At 71.5% G+C, this 23,693-nt stretch carries 23 protein-coding genes and 1 pseudogene; 10 read left to right on the top strand and 14 right to left on the bottom strand.

Annotated features, from left to right (window positions below):
• Nucleotides 1-175: 175 nt before the first annotated feature.
• Nucleotides 176-961 (bottom strand): glucosamine-6-phosphate deaminase, encoded by a 786-nt coding sequence (nagB, locus tag OHT52_RS08325; protein WP_328723658.1) that lies wholly within the window; start codon nt 959-961, stop codon nt 176-178.
• A gap of 732 nt (nt 962-1,693) precedes the next feature.
• On the opposite strand from nagB, the gene OHT52_RS08320 reads away from it, so the two are divergent.
• Nucleotides 1,694-3,160 carry a sensor histidine kinase gene (locus tag OHT52_RS08320; RefSeq protein ID WP_328723657.1) on the top strand — a complete coding sequence of 489 codons (1,467 nt, stop codon included), beginning with the start codon at nt 1,694-1,696 and terminating at the stop codon, nt 3,158-3,160.
• 200 nt (nt 3,161-3,360) lie between these two features.
• On the opposite strand, the gene OHT52_RS08315 is transcribed toward OHT52_RS08320, so the two are convergent.
• A complete protein-coding gene (locus OHT52_RS08315; protein ID WP_003953983.1) occupies nt 3,361-3,618 on the bottom strand; it encodes a WhiB family transcriptional regulator in 258 nt (85 codons plus the stop codon).
• 319 nt (nt 3,619-3,937) lie between these two features.
• The gene (locus OHT52_RS08310; RefSeq protein WP_328719490.1) at nt 3,938-4,903 is read right to left on the bottom strand and encodes a diacylglycerol/lipid kinase family protein; all 966 of its coding nucleotides are present in this window, start codon (nt 4,901-4,903) and stop codon (nt 3,938-3,940) included.
• Between the two features lie 167 nt (nt 4,904-5,070).
• Between OHT52_RS08310 and OHT52_RS08305 the strand changes: the two genes are divergently transcribed.
• Entirely contained in the window at nt 5,071-5,559 is a 489-nt protein-coding gene (locus OHT52_RS08305) for a hypothetical protein (protein WP_328719489.1), read from the top strand.
• A 127-nt stretch (nt 5,560-5,686) separates the two neighbouring features.
• Here OHT52_RS08305 and OHT52_RS08300 read toward each other — a convergent pair whose 3' ends face one another.
• From OHT52_RS08300 to OHT52_RS08290, 3 genes are all read right to left on the bottom strand, one after another.
• Nucleotides 5,687-6,751 (bottom strand): RNA polymerase sigma factor SigF, encoded by a 1,065-nt coding sequence (locus tag OHT52_RS08300; protein ID WP_443046524.1) that lies wholly within the window; start codon nt 6,749-6,751, stop codon nt 5,687-5,689.
• Nucleotides 6,640-7,053, bottom strand: coding sequence for an anti-sigma regulatory factor (locus OHT52_RS08295; RefSeq protein WP_266708962.1), 414 nt, complete (start codon nt 7,051-7,053; stop codon nt 6,640-6,642). The genes OHT52_RS08300 and OHT52_RS08295 overlap by 112 nt, the downstream gene beginning before the upstream one ends.
• Before the next feature lie 289 nt (nt 7,054-7,342).
• Complete coding sequence (locus tag OHT52_RS08290) at nt 7,343-7,603, bottom strand: UBP-type zinc finger domain-containing protein (RefSeq protein WP_328719487.1); 261 nt, start codon at nt 7,601-7,603, stop codon at nt 7,343-7,345.
• A 36-nt stretch (nt 7,604-7,639) separates the two neighbouring features.
• Between OHT52_RS08290 and OHT52_RS08285 the strand changes: the two genes are divergently transcribed.
• Nucleotides 7,640-9,241, top strand: coding sequence for a Na+/H+ antiporter (locus tag OHT52_RS08285; RefSeq protein WP_328719486.1), 1,602 nt, complete (start codon nt 7,640-7,642; stop codon nt 9,239-9,241).
• Nucleotides 9,242-9,254: 13 nt separating this feature from the next.
• Here the strand turns inward: OHT52_RS08285 and OHT52_RS08280 are convergent, their stop codons facing one another.
• The 3 genes from OHT52_RS08280 to OHT52_RS08270 all read right to left on the bottom strand — a co-directional run bounded on the left by OHT52_RS08280 (nt 9,255) and on the right by OHT52_RS08270 (nt 12,040).
• Entirely contained in the window at nt 9,255-10,214 is a 960-nt protein-coding gene (locus OHT52_RS08280; protein ID WP_328719485.1) for a 1-aminocyclopropane-1-carboxylate deaminase/D-cysteine desulfhydrase, read from the bottom strand.
• A gap of 31 nt (nt 10,215-10,245) precedes the next feature.
• Complete coding sequence (locus OHT52_RS08275) at nt 10,246-11,457, bottom strand: globin domain-containing protein (RefSeq protein WP_328719484.1); 1,212 nt, start codon at nt 11,455-11,457, stop codon at nt 10,246-10,248.
• Between the two features lie 133 nt (nt 11,458-11,590).
• Nucleotides 11,591-12,040 carry an Rrf2 family transcriptional regulator gene (locus OHT52_RS08270; RefSeq protein ID WP_328719483.1) on the bottom strand — a complete coding sequence of 150 codons (450 nt, stop codon included), beginning with the start codon at nt 12,038-12,040 and terminating at the stop codon, nt 11,591-11,593.
• Nucleotides 12,041-12,220: 180 nt separating this feature from the next.
• Here OHT52_RS08270 and OHT52_RS08265 point away from each other — a divergent pair, with 180 nt between their 5' ends.
• Both OHT52_RS08265 and OHT52_RS08260 read left to right on the top strand, forming a co-directional pair.
• On the top strand, nt 12,221-13,627 hold the full coding sequence (locus tag OHT52_RS08265; RefSeq protein ID WP_328719482.1) for a family 2B encapsulin nanocompartment shell protein: 1,407 nt from the start codon (nt 12,221-12,223) through the stop codon (nt 13,625-13,627).
• Nucleotides 13,628-13,956: 329 nt separating this feature from the next.
• Complete coding sequence (locus OHT52_RS08260) at nt 13,957-15,000, top strand: family 2 encapsulin nanocompartment cargo protein polyprenyl transferase (protein ID WP_328719481.1); 1,044 nt, start codon at nt 13,957-13,959, stop codon at nt 14,998-15,000.
• Between the two features lie 175 nt (nt 15,001-15,175).
• Here the strand turns inward: OHT52_RS08260 and OHT52_RS08255 are convergent, their stop codons facing one another.
• Nucleotides 15,176-16,405: an NAD(P)-dependent malic enzyme gene (locus OHT52_RS08255; RefSeq protein WP_328719480.1), complete on the bottom strand. Its 1,230-nt coding sequence runs from the start codon at nt 16,403-16,405 to the stop codon at nt 15,176-15,178.
• A 554-nt stretch (nt 16,406-16,959) separates the two neighbouring features.
• On the opposite strand from OHT52_RS08255, the gene OHT52_RS08250 reads away from it, so the two are divergent.
• The 3 genes from OHT52_RS08250 to OHT52_RS08240 are packed head-to-tail and all read left to right on the top strand — an operon-like array spanning nt 16,960 to nt 19,657.
• A complete protein-coding gene (locus OHT52_RS08250) occupies nt 16,960-17,928 on the top strand; it encodes an ABC transporter substrate-binding protein (protein ID WP_328719479.1) in 969 nt (322 codons plus the stop codon).
• A 29-nt stretch (nt 17,929-17,957) separates the two neighbouring features.
• Nucleotides 17,958-18,899, top strand: coding sequence for an amino acid ABC transporter permease (locus tag OHT52_RS08245; RefSeq protein ID WP_328719478.1), 942 nt, complete (start codon nt 17,958-17,960; stop codon nt 18,897-18,899).
• A gap of 5 nt (nt 18,900-18,904) precedes the next feature.
• Nucleotides 18,905-19,657 (top strand): amino acid ABC transporter ATP-binding protein, encoded by a 753-nt coding sequence (locus tag OHT52_RS08240; RefSeq protein ID WP_328723656.1) that lies wholly within the window; start codon nt 18,905-18,907, stop codon nt 19,655-19,657.
• Nucleotides 19,658-19,716: 59 nt separating this feature from the next.
• On the opposite strand, the gene OHT52_RS08235 is transcribed toward OHT52_RS08240, so the two are convergent.
• From OHT52_RS08235 to OHT52_RS08225, 3 genes and pseudogenes are all read right to left on the bottom strand, one after another.
• Entirely contained in the window at nt 19,717-20,493 is a 777-nt protein-coding gene (locus OHT52_RS08235; protein WP_328719477.1) for a hypothetical protein, read from the bottom strand.
• Nucleotides 20,490-20,978 carry a SigE family RNA polymerase sigma factor gene (locus tag OHT52_RS08230; protein WP_328719476.1) on the bottom strand — a complete coding sequence of 163 codons (489 nt, stop codon included), beginning with the start codon at nt 20,976-20,978 and terminating at the stop codon, nt 20,490-20,492. The genes OHT52_RS08235 and OHT52_RS08230 overlap by 4 nt, the downstream gene beginning before the upstream one ends.
• 207 nt (nt 20,979-21,185) lie before the next feature.
• Nucleotides 21,186-21,962 (bottom strand): annotated as a pseudogene (locus OHT52_RS08225) (class I SAM-dependent methyltransferase).
• A gap of 96 nt (nt 21,963-22,058) precedes the next feature.
• Here OHT52_RS08225 and OHT52_RS08220 point away from each other — a divergent pair.
• Nucleotides 22,059-22,688: a CGNR zinc finger domain-containing protein gene (locus OHT52_RS08220; protein WP_328719475.1), complete on the top strand. Its 630-nt coding sequence runs from the start codon at nt 22,059-22,061 to the stop codon at nt 22,686-22,688.
• Here the strand turns inward: OHT52_RS08220 and sodX are convergent.
• A complete protein-coding gene (gene sodX, locus OHT52_RS08215; protein WP_328719474.1) occupies nt 22,592-23,029 on the bottom strand; it encodes a nickel-type superoxide dismutase maturation protease in 438 nt (145 codons plus the stop codon). The genes OHT52_RS08220 and sodX overlap by 97 nt on opposite strands.
• A 188-nt stretch (nt 23,030-23,217) precedes the next feature.
• Between sodX and sodN the strand changes: the two genes are divergently transcribed.
• Nucleotides 23,218-23,613, top strand: a complete 396-nt coding sequence (sodN, locus tag OHT52_RS08210; RefSeq protein ID WP_266708992.1) for a superoxide dismutase, Ni — start codon at nt 23,218-23,220, stop codon at nt 23,611-23,613.
• Nucleotides 23,614-23,693: the final 80 nt, after the last annotated feature.

The following is a 23,693-nucleotide window of genomic DNA, read 5'->3' as shown; positions in this document are numbered from 1 at the left end:
GGGGACCAACCCGCTCGGGCCGCGCGGCCGGTGGAAGGAGGAGCCGGAGGACGTTCTGCCGGACGCCCCCGCGCAAGGAACCGGATGGACCAACGGCGTCCTGGGCGGTGACCGGCCCTTCCTTCACGCGGTGCGGACGCCGGGGCCGTGGCGACCGTGGCGCCCGTGGGGGGGCTTACAGGCCTTGCCAGGAGGGCTTGGAGGCGAAGGTGTGGCGGAAGTAGTCGGCCAGTTTCAGCTTGGAGGCCGCCGCCTCGTCCACCACGATCGTGGCGCGCGGGTGCAGTTGGAGCGCGGAGGCGGGTACCACGGAGGCGACCGGCCCCTCGACGGTCAGCGCGACCGCGTCGGCCTTGCCCTCGCCGGTGGCCAGCAGGATCGCGTGGCGCGACTCCAGGATGGTGCCGATGCCCTGGGTGATGACGTGGTGCGGCACCTGGTCGATGTCGTCGTCGAAGAAGCGGGCGTTGTCCACCCGGGTCTGCTCGGTGAGCGTCTTGATCCGGGTGCGCGAGGCGAGCGAGGAACAGGGCTCGTTGAAGCCGATGTGCCCGTCCGTGCCGATGCCGAGCAGCTGGAGGTCGACGCCGCCGGCCTCGGTCAGCGCCCTGTCGTAGGCCTCGCAGGCCGCCTGGACGTCCTCGGCGGAGCCGTCCGGGCCCATGAAGGAGGACTCGGTCAGGCCGAGCGGCTCCACGACCTCGCGCAGCACGACGGAGCGGTAGGACTCCGGGTGCCCGGCGGGGAGCCCGACGTACTCGTCGAGCTGACAGATCCGGGCCCGGGAAGCGTCCACCGCGCCCGAGCGCACCTTTTCGGCCAGGGACCGGTAGATGGGCAGCGGGGTCGAGCCGGTGGCGACGCCGAGCAGGGCGTAGGGCTTGCGGCTCAGCAGCGCGCCCATGGCCTCCGCGATGAGCTCGCCGCCTGCCGCTGCGTCCGGGACGATGACAACTTCCACGCTGTGCCTGCCGATCTGATCAATGACGACGTGTGTGGTATAGACCAATCTGGTCCAAATTTAACAGAGTTCCACGCCTGGGGAACAGGTGCCTTCCGCATTTGGGTCATCGTCCGGTGGCTGGTCGCGGGACGTCGTGCGGCGGGGGTCGACTTGAGTCAATTGTCCGCAGATGTGGAGGGTGCGCGACCCGGGCCCGAGCCCGCGCGGGCGGGGCAGGCCGGGGGTGGTGGGCCGGTGCGGGCGGGGCCGGAGCGGGACGCGAGGCGGAGTCGTCCGGGGGCCGTCGTGCGGGCACCGTCGTCCGGGCGTCGGAACATGACGCGCGCGAAGGGGTGCGAGGTGCCGTGCGGGGCGGCGTCGTGCCCGACCCGCGGGCCACGGCACCGGGAGGGACCCTCGGCCCGCCCGGTACCGCAGCCCGGAGCTGCTCGGCCGGCGGTGTGCGGTGCCTCCGGCCGTACGAGGCGCCGGCGCGATCAGGGCAGAGAGCGCGGGTGCCTCGGTCCGTCCTCCTGTGCGGGGAGGGCGGAGGTTCTTGTTTCTGTATTGTGGACTAGACCATTTGTCGGTGTCCATGCGTCTGCGGTATCGATTCTGCTGACGCGGTACCGATTCTGGTGGTGCGGTGCCGTTCTGTACACGGCGTCGCCGCTCCCGAGGGCGGGGACGGGCTCCCGCTCGGTTCGGAACCTCTCGGTATCCACGGGTACGCTCGCACATGTGCCCTCCATGAACGACCTCGTCCGCCAGCACACAGCCCTGAGCGACACCGATCTCGAATGGCTCCACCTGCTGGTCTCGGAGTGGCAGCTGCTCTCCGACCTGTCCTTCGCCGACCTCGTCCTCTGGGTTCCGACCCGGGACGGGACCCGGTACGTCTCCGTCGCGCAGATGCGCCCCAACACCGGCCCGACCTCCTACCAGGACGACATGGTCGGCCATCTGGTGCCGCGCGGCCGTCGCCCGCTGCTGGACGCCGCCCTGGACGAGGGGCGGATCGTGCGCGAGGGCGACCCGGAGTGGCGGGAGGAGGTGCCGGTACGCGTCGAGGCCATCCCGGTCCGCCGCGAGGGCCGCATCCTCGGCGTCATCGCGCGCAACACCAATCTGCTGACCGTGCGGACCCCTTCCAGGCTGGAACTCACCTACCTCCAGTCCGCCGCCGACCTCGCCCAGATGATCGCCGCGGGGGCCTTCCCGTTCCCCGGCCAGCAGGTCGACATGGACGCGTCCCCGCGCGTCGGCGACGGGCTCATCCGGCTCGACGCCGACGGGGTCGTGCAGTACGCCAGCCCCAACGGCCTCTCCGCCTACCACCGGCTCGGCCTCGCCTCCGACATCGTCGGTCTCCACCTCGGCCAGACCACCGCCGAACTCGCCCCGTCCCGGGGGCCGGTGGACGAAGCTTTGGCCAAGGTCGCGAGCGGCTACGCGCCCCGCGAGTTCGAAGTGGAGTGCGCCAGCGGCGTCATCCAGTTCCGGGCGATCCCGCTCAAGCCCAAGGGGGCCCGGATCGGATCGCTGGTGCTTCTCCGGGACGTCACGGAACTGCGCCGTCGTGAACGCGAGTTGATAACCAAGGACGCGACGATCCGGGAGATCCACCACCGGGTCAAGAACAACCTCCAGACGGTGGCCGCCCTGTTGCGTCTCCAGGCCCGCCGGATGGACTCCGTACAGGGGCGCGAGGCGCTCAACGAGGCGGTGCGGCGCGTCGGTTCGATCGCCATCGTCCATGAGACGTTGTCCCAGAATCTGGACGAGCGCGTCGAGTTCGACGAGATCGCCGACCGGGTCATCTCCATGGTCGCCGAGATCTCGCCCGGCAAGGTCACCTGCCGGCGCACCGGACGCTTCGGCGTCCTGGACGCGGACGTGGCCACCCCGCTCTCCATGGTGCTCACCGAAGTCCTGCAGAACGCCCTGGAACACGCGTTCAGCGAGGGCGACAGCGGCACGGTCGAGGTCTCCGCGGTGCGGGGCGGATCGTCCCGGGACGGCCGGCTGCTCATCACCGTGCAGGACGACGGATGCGGTCTCCCCGAGGGCTTCGACCCCCGTAAGGCCGGCAACCTGGGACTCCAGATCGTGCGCACGCTGGTCGAGGGCGAACTGGGCGGCAGCTTCGACATGGTGGCCGCCCCGGAACGCGGCACCCAGGTGCTGCTCGACCTCCCGGTCAGCGCCGACCGCTGAAACCCGCCCCAGGCGCGGCCCCCGTCAGCCGGGGGCCGCACGGCACACCGAAAGGCCCGGACCGTGGTGACGGTCCGGGCCTTTCGGTTCAAGCACGTTCTTCTGCGCTACGGGGTACTGCGCGCTGCGACTCGAAGGCGGGGCTGTGCGTACGCTGCGTACGCGCCGCCGGGCTGAGGCTTTGTCGCGGGGGCGTCGAATCAGGCGCTGGCGTTGCGCGCCCGGTTGCGAGCGGCGCGGCGCTTCATGGCGCGGCGCTCGTCCTCGCTGAGGCCACCCCAGACGCCGGAGTCCTGGCCGGACTCGAGCGCCCACTGCAGGCACTGCTCCATGACGGGGCAGCGACGGCAGACGGCCTTGGCTTCCTCGATCTGCAGCAGCGCAGGACCGGTGTTGCCGATGGGGAAGAACAGCTCGGGGTCTTCCTCACGACAAACGGCGTTGTGACGCCAGTCCATGGCTGCTACCTCTCCTTGGTATTACATGCTTGTTGCTTGTGAATGTGAACGCTTTCACGAATCCCCCCGCAGGTGAAGGGCCTACGCCCAGACGAACTGGTCGTGGTCTGCACAGTGGGGAGGGGTTCTGGCTCTCAGTGGAGGCCGATGCTGCGGGCCGTCCCGATCGCCATGTAGAGATTCGCAAACCTCGGCGACGGATACAACCCCTTCTGGAAAGTTTTTTTTGATTCCTCGGTGTCGGCTCCGTCACAGCCGTACTTCTTAGGGGTGGGAACCAGCCCAAACGTTCGAGTTAAAGGACTTTGGGTTCTTCCGCTCACACAATCACACGCAGTGCACGGCGTACGCCTGTGAACGTCACGCTCGTACGCAGTCCCAGGTGGTCGCCGTCCATCTGGAAGGGGAGCGGGACCTTTGAATGCAAGGTGAAGTCCGTGAGGTCATGCCGTGAAACCACGTGCTTGCCGCGCGGGCCCTTGTCAGGACTGGAAGTGAGCAGCTGGGTGCCGTAGCGGGCCACCTGCGCGGTGGAGAGGCGCTTCAGGCCGAGGATGTCCAGGGCGGTGTCGAAGGACGCCTTCGGAGAGGCGTACATCGGGCGATTGCCCAGGTAGGTCCAGGGGGCGGTGTTGCAGATTATCGACAGCGCCAGCTCGTGCACCGGCTCCTGGCCGGGCACCTCCAGCGTGATCACGCCCTGGCGGCGGTGCGGCTCGTCGACGAACTGGCGGAGCACCTGGCGTACGTAGAGGGCGTGGGTCGAACGCTTGCCGCCCTCGCGCTTCTGTTCGACCCGGCCGATCACGCCGGCGTCGAAGCCGAGGCCCGCGCAGAAAGTGAACCAGCGTTCGGGTACCGCTTCGTCGGCGGAGCCCGGCGTACCGAACGCCCGCCCCAGCCCCACCGTCCGCGAGCTCTCTTCGGCCAGGGCCTGAAGGATCGCGCCGGTCGCCTCCACCGGGTCGTTGGGCAGCCCCAGCGCCCGCGCGAAGACGTTGGTCGAGCCGCCGGGAACCACCGCGAGACTCGGCAGTCCGTCGTCGGGGCCCCGGTGCAGCAGTCCGTTGACGACCTCGTTCACGGTGCCGTCACCGCCGAGGGCGACCACCAGGTCGAAGGAGCCGGAGTCCGCCGCCCGGCGTCCCAGATCCCGGGCGTGGCCCCGGTACTCCGTGGTCACGGCCTCGATTTTCATCTCGCTCGCCAGAGCGTGGATGAGCACGTCGCGCGTCCGCGCACTGGTGGTGGTGGCGGCGGGATTGACCACGAGGAGAGCGCGCATGACTGCCAGCCTACCTACCAGGCGGTACCGGCCCGCAGTCCCTCCCCCCTGCACTCACGCTCCGTGATCGCCCGCACCCCGGTCACCCGGCGTGACCGGGCGTGTCGGGAGGGGCGCACCGGCCCCCGGCTTCGCTTTCCGGGCCGCGGGATGCCAACCTGGCTCGCGTGAGTACTCAAGCGAACACGCCCTCCCCGTCGTCCGCGCCGCTGCCCGCGTCCGGGGAGCGGACCGGGGAGCGGACCGGGAAGCCGGGGCGCATCGAGGCCCTCGCCGCGCTCACCGCCCTCGAAGGGGCGGCCCTCGTCGTCGGCGGGATCTACATGCTGGTGATGGGGATGCTCGGCCGCCCGCAGAGCCCCACGCAGGCGGTGACGGGCGGAGCCACCCTGATCGCGCTCGGCCTCATCCCGCTCGCGGGTGCCCGGGGCCTGCTGCTGCGCCGCAGCTGGGGCCGGGGCCCCACGGTCATCACGCAGATCATGGGGGCGCCCGTCGCCTACACGCTGCTGAAGTCCCACGGCGCGCTGATCCCCACCGGGATCGTGCTCGCCGCCGTCGTGGTCACCGCGCTGGTCCTGCTCTTCAACCCGGCGACCACGCGCGAGCTGGGCATGGACCGGCGTCCGGGTCCGGCCTCCGACGGCGACGAGTAGCGCCCACGCGACTCCGGGCGGCCGAAGGCCCCCGCCCCCGGTACACGCCGGGAAGCGGGGGCCTTCGGTCTCTCGTCAGGATCGCGCCGGCTCGTCCGCCCGACCCGGGCGAGCGGCCCCGGCGCCCTCACTCCTCCACGAGCAGCCGCTCGCGCAGCTGGGCCAGCGTGCGGGCCAGCAGCCGGGAGACGTGCATCTGCGAGATGCCCACCTCCTGGGCGATCTGCGACTGGGTCATGTTGCCGAAGAAGCGCAGCAGCAGAATCCGCTTCTCGCGCGGCGGCAGCCCCTCCAGCAGCGGCTTCAGGGACTCGCGGTACTCGACGCCCTCCAACGCCTCGTCCTCCGAGCCCAGCGTGTCCGCGACGGCCGGCGACTCGTCGTCGGTGTCCGGCACGTCCAGCGAGAGGGTGCTGTAGGCGTTGGCCGATTCCAGCCCTTCCAGCACCTCCTCCTCGGAGATGCCGAGCCGCTCCGCCAGCTCGTGCACGGTCGGCGAGCGGCCGTGCTGCTGGGAGAGCTCGGCGGTGGCCGTGGTCAGCGAGAGCCGCAGCTCCTGGAGGCGGCGCGGCACCCGGACCGCCCAGCCCTTGTCGCGGAAGTGCCGCTTGATCTCCCCGACGACGGTCGGTGTCGCGTACGTGGAGAACTCCACGCCCCGGTCCGGATCGAACCGGTCCACCGACTTGATCAGGCCGATCGTGGCGACCTGGGTGAGGTCGTCCAGCGGCTCGCCCCGGTTGCGGAACCTGCGGGCCAGATGCTCCACCAGTGGCAGATGCATCCGGACCAGCCGGTTGCGCAGCTCGGCCTTCTCCGGTGACCCGTCCGGCAGTTCCCGGAGGACTACGAAGAGCGCCCGCGCACCGCTGCGGTCGTTGGGATCGTGATGCCCGTGCTCGCTCATCTGGCCCGCCCGCTCCGCCTGCTCCGCCGCGACCGTGAGCCCCGAGGGCCCGTCCGTCCCGTCCGCCCCGTCCACGGGGTGCGGGCGGGCCTGTTGCTCGGGGACGGCGGTAGGGTGCGCCGCCCCCGATCGGATCGAATCGTCCCGCACAGCACCTTCCCCGTTCCCGTCGCTCACGCCGGCCCGGGTCCCGCGCCGCGTTGTTTGTGGAGGCTGATGCTGACCGTCCGGTCGTCGGCGACCGTGGACTCGACCTTGCCCGCCAGCGCGGCGAGCACCGTCCACGCGAAGGTGTCGCGTTCGGGTGCCCGGCCGTCCGTGGTCGGGGCCGACACGGTCACTTCGAGGGAGTCGTCCACGAGCCGGAACACGCAGCTGAGGACGGAGCCGGGCACGGCCTGCTGGAGCAGGATCGCGCAGGCCTCGTCGACCGCGATGCGAAGGTCCTCGATCTCGTCGAGAGTGAAGTCCAAGCGCGCCGCGAGGCCGGCCGTGGCCGTACGCAGCACCGACAGGTAGGCACCCGCGGCGGGCAGCCGGACCTCCACGAAGTCCTGGTTCCCGGGTTCGCCTGCGATCTGGGACACCCTCACCTCCAAGGTGGCACAAACTCGTTCGAGGTTCCGGAACATGTCCGCAACCGTTCGGTCGGTCGTCGGTTCTCGGTCGGGGCGACGCTATCGCGATACATGATGCCGTGTCGCCGCGAGCCCAACCGGTGGGGGTCACACATGGTAAGCATGGGGGTACTGACGGTGGCTAGGGGCGTGACCGGCATGGTTCGCGCCGGACGGGGACGGGCCTTGCCGGCAGAGGCCTTCGGGTTCGGTGGCGCACAATTGCGAAGAACCGGCGCCGGTTTGACGTACCCAGACGTCAGACGATCGAACCGTCCTCGTAGCACCAGCGCCAGCTCTCGCCCGGCTCGAAGCTGCGCATGACGCAGTGCCCGCTCTCCCGGGCGTGTCCCGTTCCGTGCCGGAGCGGTGACGAATCGCAGCAGCCGACGTGCCCGCAGGTCAGGCAGAGCCGCAGCTGCACGGGGTGCGTCCCGGCGTCCCGGCACTCCAGGCAGGTGGCACTGAGCGGGGTCGGTTCGGGGCGGGGCAATTCGGATACGTGCGGGCACTCACTCATGATGGCCAGGTTACGACGGATGTGAGGACCCGACCGATGGACGCATTGCCCCTGGTCGCACTGGTCGCGGCCAGTGCGGCGGTAGCCGGCGCGGCGCGGCGCACCCCTGTGCCCGCGCCGCTGCTGCTGGTTGCCGTAGGACTTCTGGCCGCCTACCTGCCGGGTGTGCCCCCGTACACGCTCGACGCGCACATCGTGCTGCCGCTGCTGCTGCCGCCCCTGCTGTACACCGCGGCCGTGGACAGCTCCTACCTGGACCTGCGGGCCAACGCCAGACCCGTCGCGCTGCTGTCGGTCGGGTACGTCCTCTTCGCCACGCTCGCGGTCGGCTGGCTCGCCTATCTCCTCGTCCCCGACCTGCCGTTGCCCGCCGCGCTGGTGCTCGGCGCGGTCGTCGCCCCGCCCGACGCCGTGACCGCCGCCGCCATCGCCCGCCGGGTCGGCCTCCCCGCCCGGGTCACCACCATCCTCCAGGGCGAGTCCCTGGTGAACGACGCCACCGCGATCACCGCCTACAAGGTGGCCCTGGCAGCCGCCGTGGGCGCGGGGATGAGCTGGGGCGAAGGGGTGCGGGAGTTCCTGCTCGCCTCGGTCGGCGGCGTCCTCGTCGGCCTGCTGCTGATGGTCCCGCTGCACTGGCTGCGCACCCACCTCAAGGAGGCGCTGCTCCAGAACACCCTCTCCCTGCTGATCCCGTTCGTGGCGTACGCGGCGGCCGAGCGGGTGCACGCCTCCGGAGTGCTCGCCGTGGTCGTCGTCGCCCTGTACCTCGGACACCGGTCCTGGCAGGTCGACTTCGCCACCCGCCTCCAGGAGGCCGCCGTCTGGAAGATGGTGGCCTTCGTGCTGGAGTCCGCCGTCTTCGCCCTCATCGGGCTCCAGATGCCCTTCGTGCTGAAGGGGCTGGGCACCTATGCGGTGTGGGACGCCCTGCGGTACTCCGTCGCCGTGTTCGTCGCGGTCGTGGTGGTCCGCTTCCTCTGGGTCTACCCCTCCACCTACCTGCCCCGCGCCCTCTCCGCCCGCATCCGCGCACGCGAACCCGAGACCAACTGGACCTCCCCGCTGATCGTCGGCTGGGCCGGGATGCGCGGAGTCGTCTCCCTCGCCATCGCCTTCTCCATCCCGATGACCATGCACGACGGCGAGCCCTTCCCCGCCCGCAACCTGGTGCTCTTCCTGACCTTCACCACCGTCATCGGCACCCTGGTCGTCCAGGGCCTCTCCCTGCCCCTGCTGGTGCGCCTGCTGAAGCTGCCAGGACCCGACCCGCAGGCGCAGACCCTCGCCGAGGCGCAAGCCCAGAGCGAGGCGTCCACGGCGGCCGAACAGCGGCTGGACGACCTGCTCTCGGACCAGCGCAACAGCCTCCCCGAACCCCTCGCCGACCGGCTGCGCACCGTCATGGAGCGCCGCCGCAACGCCGTCTGGGAACGCCTCGGCGCCGCCAACCCGCTCACCGGCGAGTCCGCCGACGACACCTACCGCCGACTGTCCCGCGACATGATCGAGGCCGAGCGCGAGGTCTTCGTACGCCTCCGGGACGACCGCCGCATCGACGACGAGATGCTGCGCACCCTGCTGCGCCGCCTCGACCTCGAAGAGGCCGCCGCCTACCGCGAGTCGGACGCCGGCTGAGTCCCGGCGGACGTCACGCCCCCGGTTCCGCCTCCGGGCGCCCGGTGATCACCGCGGTCACCCGGGTGCCCGGGGCGAACGCGCCCTCCCCGGCCAGCGCGGTCAGCGCGAACAGCAGCTTCGCCACGTAGATCCGCTCGACCGGCAGTTGGTGCCGGTCCTCGAAGTCGTCGGCGAACGCGTGGAGTTCCGGCGTCGTACGGGCGTACCCGCCGAAGGTGAACCGGTCCTCCACCGACCACCGCCCGGCCGGGCCGCCGAACGCGTCGCGCTGGAGGTCGCGCACGGCGTCGGACAGGAAGCCGCCGCGCAGCACCGCGACGCCGAGGGCGCGCCCGCCCGGGTCCAGACCGGCCGCCAGGCCCGCCAGGGTGCCCCCGGTGCCGCAGGCCACGGCGGCGACCTCGGTGCGCCCCCGCAGCTCGCGCCCGAGCTCCGTACAGCCCTGTGCGGCCCGCGCGTTGCTGCCGCCCTCCGGGATGACCCGCACGTCCCCGAAACGGTCCAGCAACGCCGCCAGCACCCGCGGCTCGTCCTTCGCGCGGTACGTCCCCCGGTCCACGAAGTGCAGCCGCATCCCGTCCGCCGCGCACCGGGCCAGCGAGGGGTTCAGCGGGCGGCCGGCCAGCTCGTCGCCGCGTACGACCCCGATGGTGGCGAAGCCCAGCAGCCGCCCGGCGGCGGCGGTCGCCCGCAGATGGTTCGAGTACGCCCCGCCGAAGGTCAGCACCGGGCGTCCGGCGCCCTCCGCGAGGTTGGGCGCCAGCTTGCGCCACTTGTTGCCCGGCAGGTCCGGGTGGATCAGGTCGTCCCGCTTGAGCAGCAGGGTCACCCCGTGCCGCCCGAACCGCTCGTCGGGCGCCGCCACCAGCGGGGAGGGCAGCCGGGGGCGGAGTACGGACGCGGGGTCCGCGGCGGTGGGGGCCGGGCCGGTGGGGGCGGCGGGGTCGGCGGGCGGGTCGGTCGGGCTCATCCCTCCAGTGTCGCCGCCCCCGCCGCGCGTCTCAGTCCTGGGCGAGCCAGAGGTCCGGGCCGAACACCTCGTAGTGGATGTCCGCCGCCGGTACCCCCTTGGCCAGCAGCTGCGTACGCACGGCGCGCATGAAGGGCAGCGGGCCGCAGAGGTAGGCGTGGGTGCCGGGGGCGACGGTCAGTCCGCCCAGATCGACCAGTCCGGTGCGCTCGGTGGGGTGACCGGCCTCGGGGTGCTCGTACCAGAAGTGCGCGGCGCCGGCCTTGAGTCCGGCGGTCAGCCGTGCGTGGTCGGCCCGCAGGGCGTGGTCGGCGGGGAAGCGGTCACCGTGCACCACCGTGACCGGGGCGTCGTGGCCGGTGGCCGCGAGGTGCTCCAGGAACGACAGCATCGGGGTGCAGCCGATCCCCGCCGAGGCGAGCAGCAGCGGGGCGGCCGGCTCCGCCCCGGCGGACGCGCCGAGCGTCAGGTCGCCGTACGGCAGCGAGACGCGCAGCCGGTCGCCGGGGCGGGCGTGCGCGTGCAGGTGCGCGGAGACCTCGCCGTCCGGCCCGTCGCCGCCGTGCACCCGCTTGACGGTGATCGAGCGCACCGGCGCGCCCGGGGCGCCGGAGAGGCTGTACTGGCGTATCTGGTGCGCGCCGTCCGGGAGTTCCACCTGTACGGAGACGTACTGGCCGGGCCGGAAGGCGGGGGCCGGGGTGCCGTCGGCGGGGCGGAGCGTGAAGGTGGTGACGTCGGCGGTCTCCTCCGTGCGCCCCGCCACCTCCCACTCCTGCCAGACCTGGCCGGCGGCGACGCCGCGTTCCGCGTAGAGACGGTCCTCGACGGCGATCAGGGCGTTGGCCATCAGCCAGTAGACCTCGTCCCAGGCGGCGGCGACCTCCGGGGTGACCGCGTCGCCCAGTACCTCCGCGACGGCGGCGAAGAGGTGCGTGTGGACCACCTCGTACTGCCCGGCCGTGACGCCGAGGGAGGCGTGCTTGTGGGCGATCCGGCTCAGCATCACGTCGGGTCGGGTGTCCGGGTGTTCGACCAGCATCGTCGCGAAGGCGGCGACCGAGCCCGCGAGGGCGCGCTGCTGGGTGGCGGCGGCCTGGTTGCCCCGGTTGAAGAAGTCCCGCAGCAGCTCGGGGTGGGCGGCGAAGAGCTTCTGGTAGAAGAGACCGGCGATGTCCCCGATGGCGGCCCCGACGGCGGGGAGGGCGGCGCGGACGGTGGCGGTCGACTGCTCGGAGAGCATCGGGACTCCTCGGACGTTGAATTGGTATGCGAGATGCGTATTTCTTGGTACGGGTGAATCCGGTGCGGCCCACGAGGGCGCGTACCCGGCCGGGGTGGTGCGGTCCGCGCCGTCCGTGCGCTCCGGGCGCCGTTCAGCCGGTGTCCGCGGGGCCGGCGCCGAGGCCGATGAGCAGCGGCCCGGTGGGCGAGGCGACGAGATCGGTGACGGTGAGGGGGTCGAGCTCCGTGAAGAACGCCTCCTGGGCCCGGCGCAGGGCGCCGCGCAGCCGGCAGGCGGCGAGCAGCGGGCAGGGGGTGTCCCCCTCGCACTCCACCACGTCGCCCGCGCCTTCGAGTTCGCGGACGAGCCCGCCGACCGAGGCGGTGCGGCCGGCTCCGGTGAGGGCGAGCCCGCCGCCGCGTCCCCGGCGCGCCTCGACCAGGCCGAGGTGCTGGAGCCGGGCGACCACCTTGGCGGTGTGGGTGTAGGGCACCCGCATGACCGACGCCACCTCGCGGGTGGTCGGCGCCTCGCCGTTCTTCGTGACGGCGAGGCGCATCAGCACCCGCAGCGCCACGTCGGTGAATCTCGTCAGCCGCATGGGAGCACCCTAGATAACTGGTATTTGAGATGCAAGTTATCGGCCTCGGCAGGCATCGCGGGACCGTGCTGCCCCGCCCGCACCCCTTTTAGTCGCACTCTTTTGTGTAATGGCGTAGCGACACTCCGTGCTGAAAGGCTTCTTCACGCAGCTCAGCCCATGATCGAGAGGACCCGTCAGATGTCCGTTGGTGAAGAGGTTCGCGACACGCAGGGCACGCCGCAGCAGAGTCTCGGCACTGCCGCTGCGAGGAACCTCGCGACGACCACCAAGTCCGCGCCGCAGATGCAGGAGATCACCTCCCGGTGGCTGCTGAAGATGCTGCCGTGGGTGCAGGTACAGGGCGGTACGTACCGGGTGAACCGTCGGCTCAGCTACTCGGTGGGAGACGGCCGGGTGACCTTCGTGCAGACCGGCGACCGGGTCGCGGTCATCCCCGCCGAGCTCGGCGAACTGCCCGCGCTCCGCGACTACGCGGACGAGGAGGCGCTCGCCGAACTGGCCCGGCGCTGCGAACAGCGCGACGTGGCCGCCGGGGAGGTCATCGCCGCCTCGGGGGACGCGGCGGACCGGGTCTACCTGCTGGCCCACGGCCGGGTGGAGAAGATCGGCACGGGCCCCTACGGGGACGAGACGGTGCTCGGAGTCCTCGCGGACGGTTCGTACTTCGGAGACCACTCCCTGGTGGAGGGCGACGCGCAGTGGGAGTACACCACCCGCGCGGCCACCGCCTGCACCCTGCTGACGCTGAGCCGCGCCGACGTACTCAACCTCGCCGAGCGGGTCGGTACCCTCCGCGACCACCTCGCCGGGCTGCTCGCCATCCCGCAGCAGCGGACGAACAAGTACGGCGAGGCGGCGATCGACCTCTCCGCCGGCCACGTCGGGGAAGCACTCGTCCCGCACACCTTCGTGGACTACGACGCGTCGCCACGCGAGTACGAACTCAGCGTCGCCCAGACCGTACTGAAGGTGCACAGCCGTGTAGCCGACCTGTACAACCAACCGATGAACCAGACCGAGCAGCAGTTGCGGCTCACGGTCGAGGCGCTCCGTGAGCGCCAGGAGCACGAACTCATCAACAGCCGGGAGTTCGGCCTCCTCAACAACTGCGACTACGGCCAGCGGCTCCAGCCGCACGCCGGTGTGCCCAGCCCCGACGACATGGACGAACTCCTCTCCCGGCGGCGCGGATCGAAGCTCTTCCTCGCCCACCCCCGCGCCATCGCCGCCTTCGGCCGCGAGTGCAACCGGCTCGGACTGGTCCCGGAGAGCGTGGACGTCGGCGGACAGCACGTACCGGCCTGGCGCGGGGTGCCGATCTTCCCGTCGAACAAGATCCCGATCACCGAGGCCCGCACCACCTCGATCATCTGCATGAGGACCGGCGAGTCCGAGCAGGGCGTCATCGGCCTCCAGCAGACCGGCATCCCGGACGAGATCGAGCCGAGCCTCTCCGTCCGTTTCATGGGCATCGACGAGCAGGCGATCATCTCGTACCTGGTCACGGCCTACTACTCCGCGGCCGTCCTGGTTCCCGACGCCCTCGGGATCCTGGAGAACGTCGAGGTCAGCCGCTGGCACTGAGGGCCGGCCCGCGGGGCGCGCAGCGACCTCACGGGGTGACCCACGGGCGGGCGACGGGTCCGGGGCGGGGGCACGGGGGCCGGGCACGGGAGCGGGCGCCGGCTGGGTGCCCGACCCCCGGCGCCCGCGCCCGCCCGACCCCCGGCGCCCGTGCCCGGCCTCCGGGCCCGTCGCCCGTCCGGCGCCCGTGCGCCCGCCGGTCGCCCGTGCGCGCCCGACGGGTGCCCCGTATCACCGCCGTACCACCGCACCGCCCGTACGACCCGTGCCCCCGGCCCGCGACGAACCGGACCGGGGGCTCACCGGCGACAGAGGGAGTGACCGTGACCATGACGAGTACGGACGCCGCGACCGAGGGCCACGAGGCCGCGGCGCTCCTGGAGCGGACCCGGGCTCTCGTCGACCCGCATCTGCGCGCCGCGGTGGCGTCGCTGCCCGGCGGGATGCGCCGGGTGGCGACGTACCACTTCGGCTGGGCGGACGCCGAGGGGAATCCCGCCCCGGGCCCGGCCGGCAAGGCCATCAGACCCGCCCTGGTGCTGGCGGCGGCCCGCGCGCTGGGCGGCGACCCGGAGAAAGCGCTGCGCGCCGCCGTGGCCGTCGAACTCGTGCACAACTTCACCCTGCTCCACGACGACGTCATCGACGAGGACGCCACCCGCCGCCACCGGCCCACCGCCTGGGCGGTCTTCGGCGTCCCGGACGCCGTCATCACCGGCGACGCCATGCTGGCGCTCGCCCTGCGGCTCCTCGCCGACGACGACCACCCCGCCTCGGCCCAAGCCTCGGCGAGGATCACCTCCTGCGTCATCGAGCTCTGCGCCGGCCAGCAGGCCGACTGCGCCTTCGAGGAACGCGGCCCCCGGGACGTCAGCCTCGACGAGTGCCTCACCATGGCCATGGCCAAGACCGGCGCGCTGCTCGGCTGTGCCTGCGCCGTGGGCGCCCTCTACGCCGGCGCCTCGGACCGGTCGGTGGGCGCGATGGACGGCTTCGGCCGGGAGGCCGGACTCTCCTTCCAGCTCATCGACGACCTGATCGGCATCTGGGGCGATCCGGCACGTACCGGAAAACCGGTCGGCGCCGACCTCACCGCACACAAGAAGTCCCTGCCCGTGGTGGCCGCGCTCACCTCGGGCACCCCGGCCGCCGCCGACCTCGCCGCGCTCTACGAAGGCCCGCTCGGCGCGCCGGACGACGTGCGCAGGGCCGCCGACGCCGTGGAGCGGGCCGGCGGACGCGACTGGGCCCAGGTCACGGCGGCCGACCGGATGGCCCGGGCGGTCCACCACCTCTCCCGCGCGGTGCCCGACCTCGCGGCGGCCGGGGACCTGCTCTCCCTGGCGGAGTTCGTCACCCGCCGCAGCCACTGAGTTCGGCCGTAGGCCGTGCCGGACCACGCCCGCCCGGAGGGAACTGCCGGACACGGCCTACGGCCCCGGACGCACGAACCCCGCTCCTGCGCATGGCGGGGAGCGGGGTTTCCGGCACCCGAGGGTGCCGGTGCGCGTGCGTTCTCCGTACCGGTGGGGGTGCCCGGCGCGGGCGTCAGCGCCGGGCGACGCCCTCGGCCCGTGCGGCGGCGGCGACCGCGGCCGTCACCGCCGGGGCGACCCTCTCGTCGAACGGCGACGGGATGACGTAGTCCGCGGCCAACTCGTCGCCGACCACGTCGGCCAGCGCGTTCGCCGCGGCGATCTTCATGCCCTCGGTGATCCGGGACGCCCGGACCTGGAGCGCGCCCGCGAAGATGCCGGGGAACGCCAGCACGTTGTTGATCTGGTTCGGGTAGTCGGAGCGCCCGGTGGCCACGACCGACGCGTACTTGTGCGCGATGTCGGGGTGCACCTCGGGGTTCGGGTTGGCCATGGCGAAGACGTACGCGCCCGGGGCCATCGAGGCGACGGCCGGCTCGGGGACCGTACCGCCGGAGACGCCGATGAAGAGGTCCGCGCCGGCCAGCGCGGCCTCCAACGGGCCGGAGACACCCGCCTTGTTGGTGATGCCGGCCAGCTCCCGCTTGACGTCGGTGAGGTCCTCGCGGTCCCGGCTGACGATGCCCTTGCGGTCGGCGACGGCGATGTCGCCGATGCCCGCCTCCAGCAGGAACTTCGCGATGGCGACACCGGCCGCGCCCGCACCCGAGATGACCCCGCGCAGGTCGCCCAGGGTCCGGCCGGACAGCTTCGCCGCGTTGCGCAGGGCCGCCAGCGTCACCACGGCGGTGCCGTGCTGGTCGTCGTGGAAGACCGGGATGTCCAGCCGCTCCTGGAGCTTGCGCTCGATTTCGAAGCAGCGGGGCGCCGAGATGTCCTCCAGGTTGATCCCGCCGAAGGAGGGCGCGAGCCGGACGACGGTCTCCACGATCTCGTCCGCGTCGGTGGTGGCGAGCGCGATCGGCACCGCGTCCACTCCGCCGAACTGCTTGAAGAGAATGGCCTTGCCCTCCATCACCGGGAGGGACGCCTCGGGGCCGATGTCCCCGAGGCCGAGGACGGCGGTGCCGTCCGTGACGACGGCCACGACCTGCGACTTCCAGGTGTAGTCGTGGACGAGCTCCGGGTTCTCCGCGATGGCGCTGCACACCTTGGCGACGCCCGGCGTGTAGGCGAGGGACAGGTCGTCCTTGTCGCGGATCGGAACGGTGGCCTGCACGGCCATCTTCCCGCCGCGGTGGAGCGCGAAGGCCGGATCGAAGGGCTCGTCGGCCACGTTCGATTCTGCGGCCCGGCTGCCGGTGGTGCTGTGATTGAGAGGATTGACGATCTCCGCTGCCATGCTGTCTGACCCCTTAAGTCTTCTTCGTCTGAGGGTTGCCGCTCCTGGTGAGGAGGGGTGGGTGGGCACCGCGTACGTCCCCGCGCCGGCGGTTGGACCGCCTCGGCGGGGAGGGTTCGCACGCGCGGACGCGCCGCACACGCGTCCTGGTCCCCGGATGAGGGGTGTAAAGGTCTTTCTTACCGGACCGAGCCCGCCACGGACGAGTCTCTTTCGACCGGGTGACACGACTCATGGGCGAATGGCGTGACAAGTCCGCCCGGCACAGGCCGGCGACGGCAATTCCGTTGTACGGCACACGAGTCGTCGGGTCGATCCGGCCGTCCCGGAGATTCTCCGGTCGAGAGGTGAAATTCCCACAGATGGTCCGGGCTCACTGTCCCGGCCTGTGGGGATTCGGGGGTCGCCCGTTACCCGATTTTGACATGGCTGGACCCCTGAATGGGCTATTCCGGATGGCAAGATGCCCTAATCGCTCGGGGTGTCGGGACTCGAAGACGCGTTCGTGCGCACCCCTTTTTTTGACGCTCCCTCACCGCCGGAGGACTCCGACCATGACCGCTCGCACCATCCGCTGTACGCCCGCCATGTCCCGTCTGGCAGCGGTGAGCTCCCTCGCGGTCGCCGGCGCGCTGATCCTGACCGGCTGCGGCGACCAGACCGACACCGCCAAGTCGGCGGAAGCGGAGACCTCCGCGTCCGCCACCACCGCGTCCGCCCCGCTCGCCGACCTCCTTCCCCAGGCGATCCGCGACAAGGGCGAGATCAAGGTCGGTTCCGACATCGCCTACCCGCCGGTCGAGTTCAAGGGCAAGGACGGCAAGACCATCGGCATCGACCCCGACCTGGGCGACGCCCTGGGCAAGCAGCTCGGGGTGAAGTTCGTCTTCGAGAACGGCACCTTCGACACCCTGCTCACGGGCCTGCGCTCGGACCGCTACGACCTGGCCATGTCGGCCATGACCGACACCAAGAACCGCCAGGACGGTGTCGACCCCGAGACGAAGAAGAAGGTCGGCGAAGGCGTCGACTTCATCGACTACTTCACCGCCGGCGTCTCCATCTACACCAAGAAGGGCGACGACAAGGGCATCGCCACCTGGGCCGACCTCTGCGGCAAGAAGATGGTCGTGCAGCGCGGCACGGTCTCCCACGACCTCGCCAAGGCCGAGAGCGCCAAGTGCGGCAGCAAGGGCAAGATCTCCATCGAGGCGTTCGACAACGACCTGGAGGCCCAGACCCGGCTGCGCGCCGGCGGCGCCGACGCCGGCTCCTCCGACTTCCCGGTCGCCGCCTACGCGGTCAAGACCTCCGGCGGCGGCAACGACTTCCAGCTCGTCGGCGAGCAGGTCGAGGCGGCCCCGTACGGCATCGCCGTCGCCAAGGGCAACGACGAGCTCACCAAGGCCATTCAGGCGGCGCTGGACGCGATCATCAAGAACGGCGAGTACCAGAAGGTCATCACCAAGTGGGGCGTGGACGCGGGCGCGGTCACCGAGGCCAAGATCAACGGCGGGGTCTGACGGGAACCCGGCGCTGAAAGGCATCACCAGTGACTGACATCGACACCCCCGGGCCGGCAAAGACCCCGCCGGCCCCGGCCGACGGGCCCGAGCCGATCAGGGCCGTCCCGGTACGCCACTACGGCCGGTACCTCGCCGCGATCGTGGTGCTCGGCCTGCTCGCCTCGCTGGTCTACGCGTTCTCCCAGGGCGACATCAACTGGGGCGCGATACCCGACTACTTCTTCAACGACCAGATCCTCGACGGGGTCAGGAACACCGTCGTCATCACCCTGCTGGCCATGACGATCGGCATCGTCCTCGGCGTGGTGCTCGCGGTGATGCGGCTCTCCAAGAACCCGGTGACCTCGTCCGTCGCCTGGGGCTACATCTGGTTCTTCCGCGGCACCCCGGTCTACGTACAGCTGCTCGTCTGGTTCAACCTCGGCCTCGTCTTCAAGTACATCGACCTCGGGCCGATCTACCGGGACGAGTGGTCGAACTTCATGACCCCGTTCCTCTGCGCCCTGCTCGGCCTCGGACTCAACGAGGCCGCCTACATGGCGGAGATCTGCCGGGCCGGCCTCCAGTCCGTCGACGAGGGCCAGACCGAGGCGGCGCACGCGCTCGGCATGACCCACGGCAGGACGCTGCGCCGGATCGTCGTCCCGCAGGCGATGCGCGTCATCGTGCCGCCCACGGGCAACGAGGTCATCAACATGCTCAAGACCTCCTCGCTCGCGGTCGCCGTCCAGTACGGCGAACTGCTGCGCTCCACCCAGAACGTCTCCCAGTCCTCCGGCGCCACCGTCGAGATGCTGTTCCTGGCGGCCGTCTGGTACATGGTGGCGACCTCGGTGCTGAGCGTCGGCCAGTACTACCTGGAGCGCCGCTTCGCGCGCGGGTCGAGCCGCAGTCTTCCGCCCACCCCGTTCCAGAAGATCAAGGCCAACATGCTGACGCTGAGCCGTCCCAAGGGAGGCGTCGCATGACCGCCATGGTGAAGGCCGAGGGCGTCCACAAGTCCTACGGCCCCGCGCACGTCCTCAAGGGCATCGACCTGGAGGTCGCCCCCGGAGAGGTCTTCTGCCTGATCGGACCCTCCGGTTCCGGCAAGTCGACCTTCCTGCGGTGCATCAACCACCTGGAGAAGATCAACGCCGGACGGCTCTCCGTCGACGGCGAACTCGTCGGCTACCGCGAGCACGGCGGCAAGCTGTACGAGCTCAAGGACCGCGAAGTCGCCCTGCGGCGCCGGGACATCGGCATGGTCTTCCAGCGCTTCAACCTGTTCCCGCACATGACGGCCGTCGAGAACGTCATGGAGGCCCCGGTCCAGGTGCTGCGCCTGCCCCGGGCCGAGGCCCGCGAACGCGCGGAGCGGCTGCTCGACCGGGTGGGCCTGGCGGACAAGGCCGGCAACTTCCCCTCGCAGCTCTCCGGCGGACAGCAGCAGCGCGTGGCCATCGCCCGCGCCCTGGCCATGGAGCCGAAGCTGATGCTCTTCGACGAGCCCACCTCGGCGCTCGACCCGGAGCTGGTCGGTGACGTCCTGGACGTCATGCGGGGACTGGCCGAGGACGGCATGACGATGATCGTCGTCACCCACGAGATGGGCTTCGCCCGCGAGGTCGGGGACGCGCTCGTCTTCATGGACGACGGCGTGGTCGTCGAGTCCGGCCACCCGAGGGACGTGCTGACGAACCCGCGGCACGAGCGGACGCAGGCGTTCCTCTCCAAGGTCCTGTAGCGGACGCGGATACGGGGCGGTGGAGACTCTCCGGTCTCCACCGCCCCGCGTCGTCCGCGTCACTTCGCCGGCAGCAGCTCCGGCCGGGTCAGCAGGTCACGAACCTGGGCGCTGTTCAGCGGCGGGGTCTTCAGCAGCGGCCCCTGCGCCCCCTTGGCCTCGAACCCCGTGCTGGAACGGAGCACCAGCACGCTGCCGTCCTCCAGGGTCAGCCGCCCGTCGATCTCCGGACCCCACTGGGGCGTCCCGTCCCCGTAGTCCATGGCGTCGCTCCAGGTGGTGAGGGTCCGTCCGTCCGGCAGCACCTCGCGCACACAGTCGACCCGCGGCGGCTCCTTGCCCTCGGCCTCGCACAGGTCCTGGTCCGCGACCGGCACCCGGTCGCCGCTCTTCGCCGCGACCTCCTTCGCGCTCCTGACCTCGAACGCCAGGTAACCGACCCCGCCGTCCCGGTGGACCGCGTACTCCCCGTCCAGCGGACCGAGGTGGTCCCGCTTTCCCTCGCCCGGCTTCACGTGCTTGATGAGCACCGCGAACGAGACCTCTTCCAGCCTGCCGACCCCCGCGGGCAGCAGGGCGGCGACCCGGCTCGCCTTGTCCGCCCCGGCGGTGCCGGTGGACGCCGCGACCGAGATCCGGTCCAGCGAGGGGTCCTGCTTCAGCCGGGGCACCGCGACCGCCCCCGCCGCCACGACCGCCAGCGCCGCGCACGCGACCGCGGCACGCCGCCGGAACCGCACCCGGGCCGCTCCCGCGTACACCGCCTCCGTCGACAGCACCGGCCGGCCGGCGTCCAGCGCGGCCCGTTCCAGCAACTTCCTCACGTCGTCGCTCACACCAATTCCTCCGTCATCCCGGCGCGCAGCGCCGCCAATCCCCGAGCCGTGTGGCTCTTGACCGTGTTCTGCCGCATTCCGAGCAGGTCCGCCGTGGCCTCGACGCTCAGGTCCTCCCAGTACCGCAGGACCAGAACCGCGCGCTGCTTGGCCGTGAGCCCGGCGAGCGCCGCCCGCACCTGGAGGCCGGTGTCGCTGTCCTCGTGGCCGGCCGCGCGGTCGGGCAGCTCGCCGAAGGGCTGCTCCCGCCGCCAGAACCTGCGTCGGGACGCGATGAAGGTGTTGACCAGCGTCTTGCGCGCGTACGCCTCGATGTCGTCGAGCCGCCCGTGCCGCCGGCCGCCGACCACCACCTTCACGAGCGCCGTCTGCACCAGGTCCTCGGCCTCGTGGCGGTCGCCGCACAGCAGGTAGGCGCTGCGGAACAGCGCGGTGCGCCGGCTCTCCACGAAGGCGTGCAGCGCGGCATCCTCGTCGGTCCGCATTCCCGCCCCTCTCCGGGCCCGCGGGCGCGGACCGTCTCACCCCTTCCAGTGCGCCGGACCGCGTCGGAGGTTGCGGCCGGACGCGAGGAATCGGAGGCGTGTTCCGTGCCGGGGCGCTTTCCGTGCTTTCGTCCGTGCCGGGACACGGCGGCGGGGGCGGGGGCGGTACGGAACCCTCTCCGTACCGCCCCCGCCGCCCGCCGGGCGTCACTTCGGCGCCGGCACCACCGCTTCGGAGGGCGAGGCCCAGACCGTCCGCGCCTCGCCGAAGCCGGACGCGCGCAGCGTACGGGCGTGCCAGTCCGCCGAGGGGGCCTCCCCGTCGGCGTGGTCGCCCTAGATCGCGAACCGCTCGGCGGTCGGCCCGGCGAGCACCGGGTCCTTCGCGGCCTCGCCCCACCACTCGGCCCGGTCCAGCGCGCCCGCCGCCTTGGCCCGGTCCATCCCGGCGTGCCGGTGGGCGCGTTCGGCCGCGTCGAGGCGGGGGGTGGACCCGTCGGTCATGTGGTCGGCGTTCATGAACGCCCCGCCGTCCCGCACCAGTTCGCCGACCTGCCCGTAGAGCGCGGCGAGCGGCTCACGAGGGAACCAGTGGAGTGCGGTGGCCGTGAGCACCGCGTCGTAGGGGGTACGGGGGAGCGCCTCGGTCCAGGCGGGGTCCTTGAGGCCGGCGGTGACGAGGGTGACCCGGTCGTCGCCGTCGAAGGTGCCGCGGGTGATGGCGAGCAGCGCGGGGTCGAGATCCACGCCGGTGCTGGTGGCCTTCGGGAACCGGCGAAGCAGCCGGTCCGTAATACTTCCCGTACCGCAGGCGAGATCGAGCACGCTCGGCTCGGGGCCGACCACGGCCTCGACCACGTCGAGCATGATCCGGAAGCGTTCCTCGCGGCCCGGCACGTACCACTCCTGCCGGCGGTCCCAGCTCTCCTGCCAGGAACGCCAGTCGGTGCCTGCCGCCGAGCCCGTCACCTCGGTGTCCGTCATGTCAACCCGCACCTCTGATGTAATACCCAAATTGCGCAATGGACCATTACACTGCTGGTTGCAGGGAACTTTAGACCCACGCTGTAAGGACGACAAGTGGAACTGGCCTATTACTCGGACTACGCCGTGCGTCTGGTCAACACCGAGGAGCCGGTCCGCAACAAGGACGTGCTCACCTCGGTCGACGCCGTCCGTGACCTCTTCGCGGGCAACTCCCAGGCGGCCCGGCGGGCGACCGAAGCCGACGTGACCCGCTTCCGTTCCGTACGGGGCCGGCTGCGCGCGGTCTTCGAGGCGGCGGACGGAGGCGACGAGACCCTCGCGGTCGACCTGCTGAACTCCCTGCTGCTGGAGTTCCCCGTCAGCCCGCAGATCTCCGGCCACGACACCCTGGACGGCACCGGGAAGCCGGACTGGCACATGCATCTGGCGGACCACCCGTCCAACGCCACGGCCGGGTACGCCGCCATCGCCGCGATGGGGCTCGCCTTCCACCTCACCACCCACGGCGTGGACCGGCTGGGCCTCTGCGAGGCGCCGCCGTGCCGCAACGCCTACCTCGACACCTCCACCAACCGGTCGCGGCGCTACTGCTCCGACCGCTGCGCGACCCGCGCCAACGTCGCCGCCTACCGGGCCCGCAAGCGCCTGGAGGCAGACCGCTCCGCCGACAACGGCCGCACCGCCGAGGCCGCCCAGCCGAGCACCCCCAGCGGCGAGCGCTGATCCTTCCTCAGTGGCCGGAACCGCAGGTGCGCCCGGGCCAGCACGAGATCCTCCGGGACGGTCCCGTACACCGTGCTGTCCCCGCCCGCGAACGTGTTGTCCGCCAGCACCCACCAGCCGCCCGGGCGGCGCTCGGTGGCCCGCTTCACCACCAGCAGGTCCTGCTGGAAGGGGTGGCGCAGGATCACCACGTCCCCCGGCCGCACGGGCGCCCCGTACCGCACCAGGAGCCGGTCACCGTGATACAGCGTCGGCACCATCGAAGGCCCCGTCACCTCCACCACCTGAAACCGCACCCCTGCCGCCCGCCCGTCCCCGGGCCCCTGCGCCGGCTCCGCCATCTCCGCTACCTCCCCGGTCCGTTCGTCCGCGTCCAGTACACCCCTTCGGGCGTCGCTCGTACATTCGGCCCGGAAGGCTCGTCCTCGCCCCGGACTTTTGACCTAAGCCCACGGGGGCACTCGCTGAAACAGGTGCTCCACGGAGTAATGTCCCACCTGAGAAGACGATCACGAGGAAGGACAGCTCCATGCTCTCCCGCCTGTTTGCCCCCAAGGTGAAGGTCAGCGCCCACTGCGACCTGCCCTGCGGCGTGTACGACCCGGCCCAGGCCCGCATCGAGGCGGAGTCCGTCAAGGCCGTCCAGGAGAAGTACCAGGCCAACGAGGACGCGGACTTCCGCACCCGCTCGGTCCTGATCAAGGAACAGCGTGCGGAGCTCGCGAAGCACCACGTCTCCGTGCTCTGGAGCGACTACTTCAAGGCCCCGCACTTCGAGAAGTACCCCCAGCTGCACCAGCTGGTCAACGACACCCTGAAGGCGCTCTCCGCCGCCAAGGCGTCGAACGACCCGGCCACGGGCCAGAAGGCCCTGGACCTGATCGCCGAGATCGACAAGATCTTCTGGGAGACCAAGAAGGCTTGATCTCTGGTTGGGCCGTCTGACCTGCGGTTTCGCTGGTCGGACTCCCTACCGGTCCGCACCCGGTCCGCAGGCCGCCGAGC

It is taken from the genome of Streptomyces sp. NBC_00247 (assembly GCF_036188265.1).
GTDB lineage: Bacteria > Actinomycetota > Actinomycetes > Streptomycetales > Streptomycetaceae > Streptomyces.
Note: the sequence above shows the minus strand (reverse complement) of the source record. Positions and strands in the feature narration are given on the sequence as shown.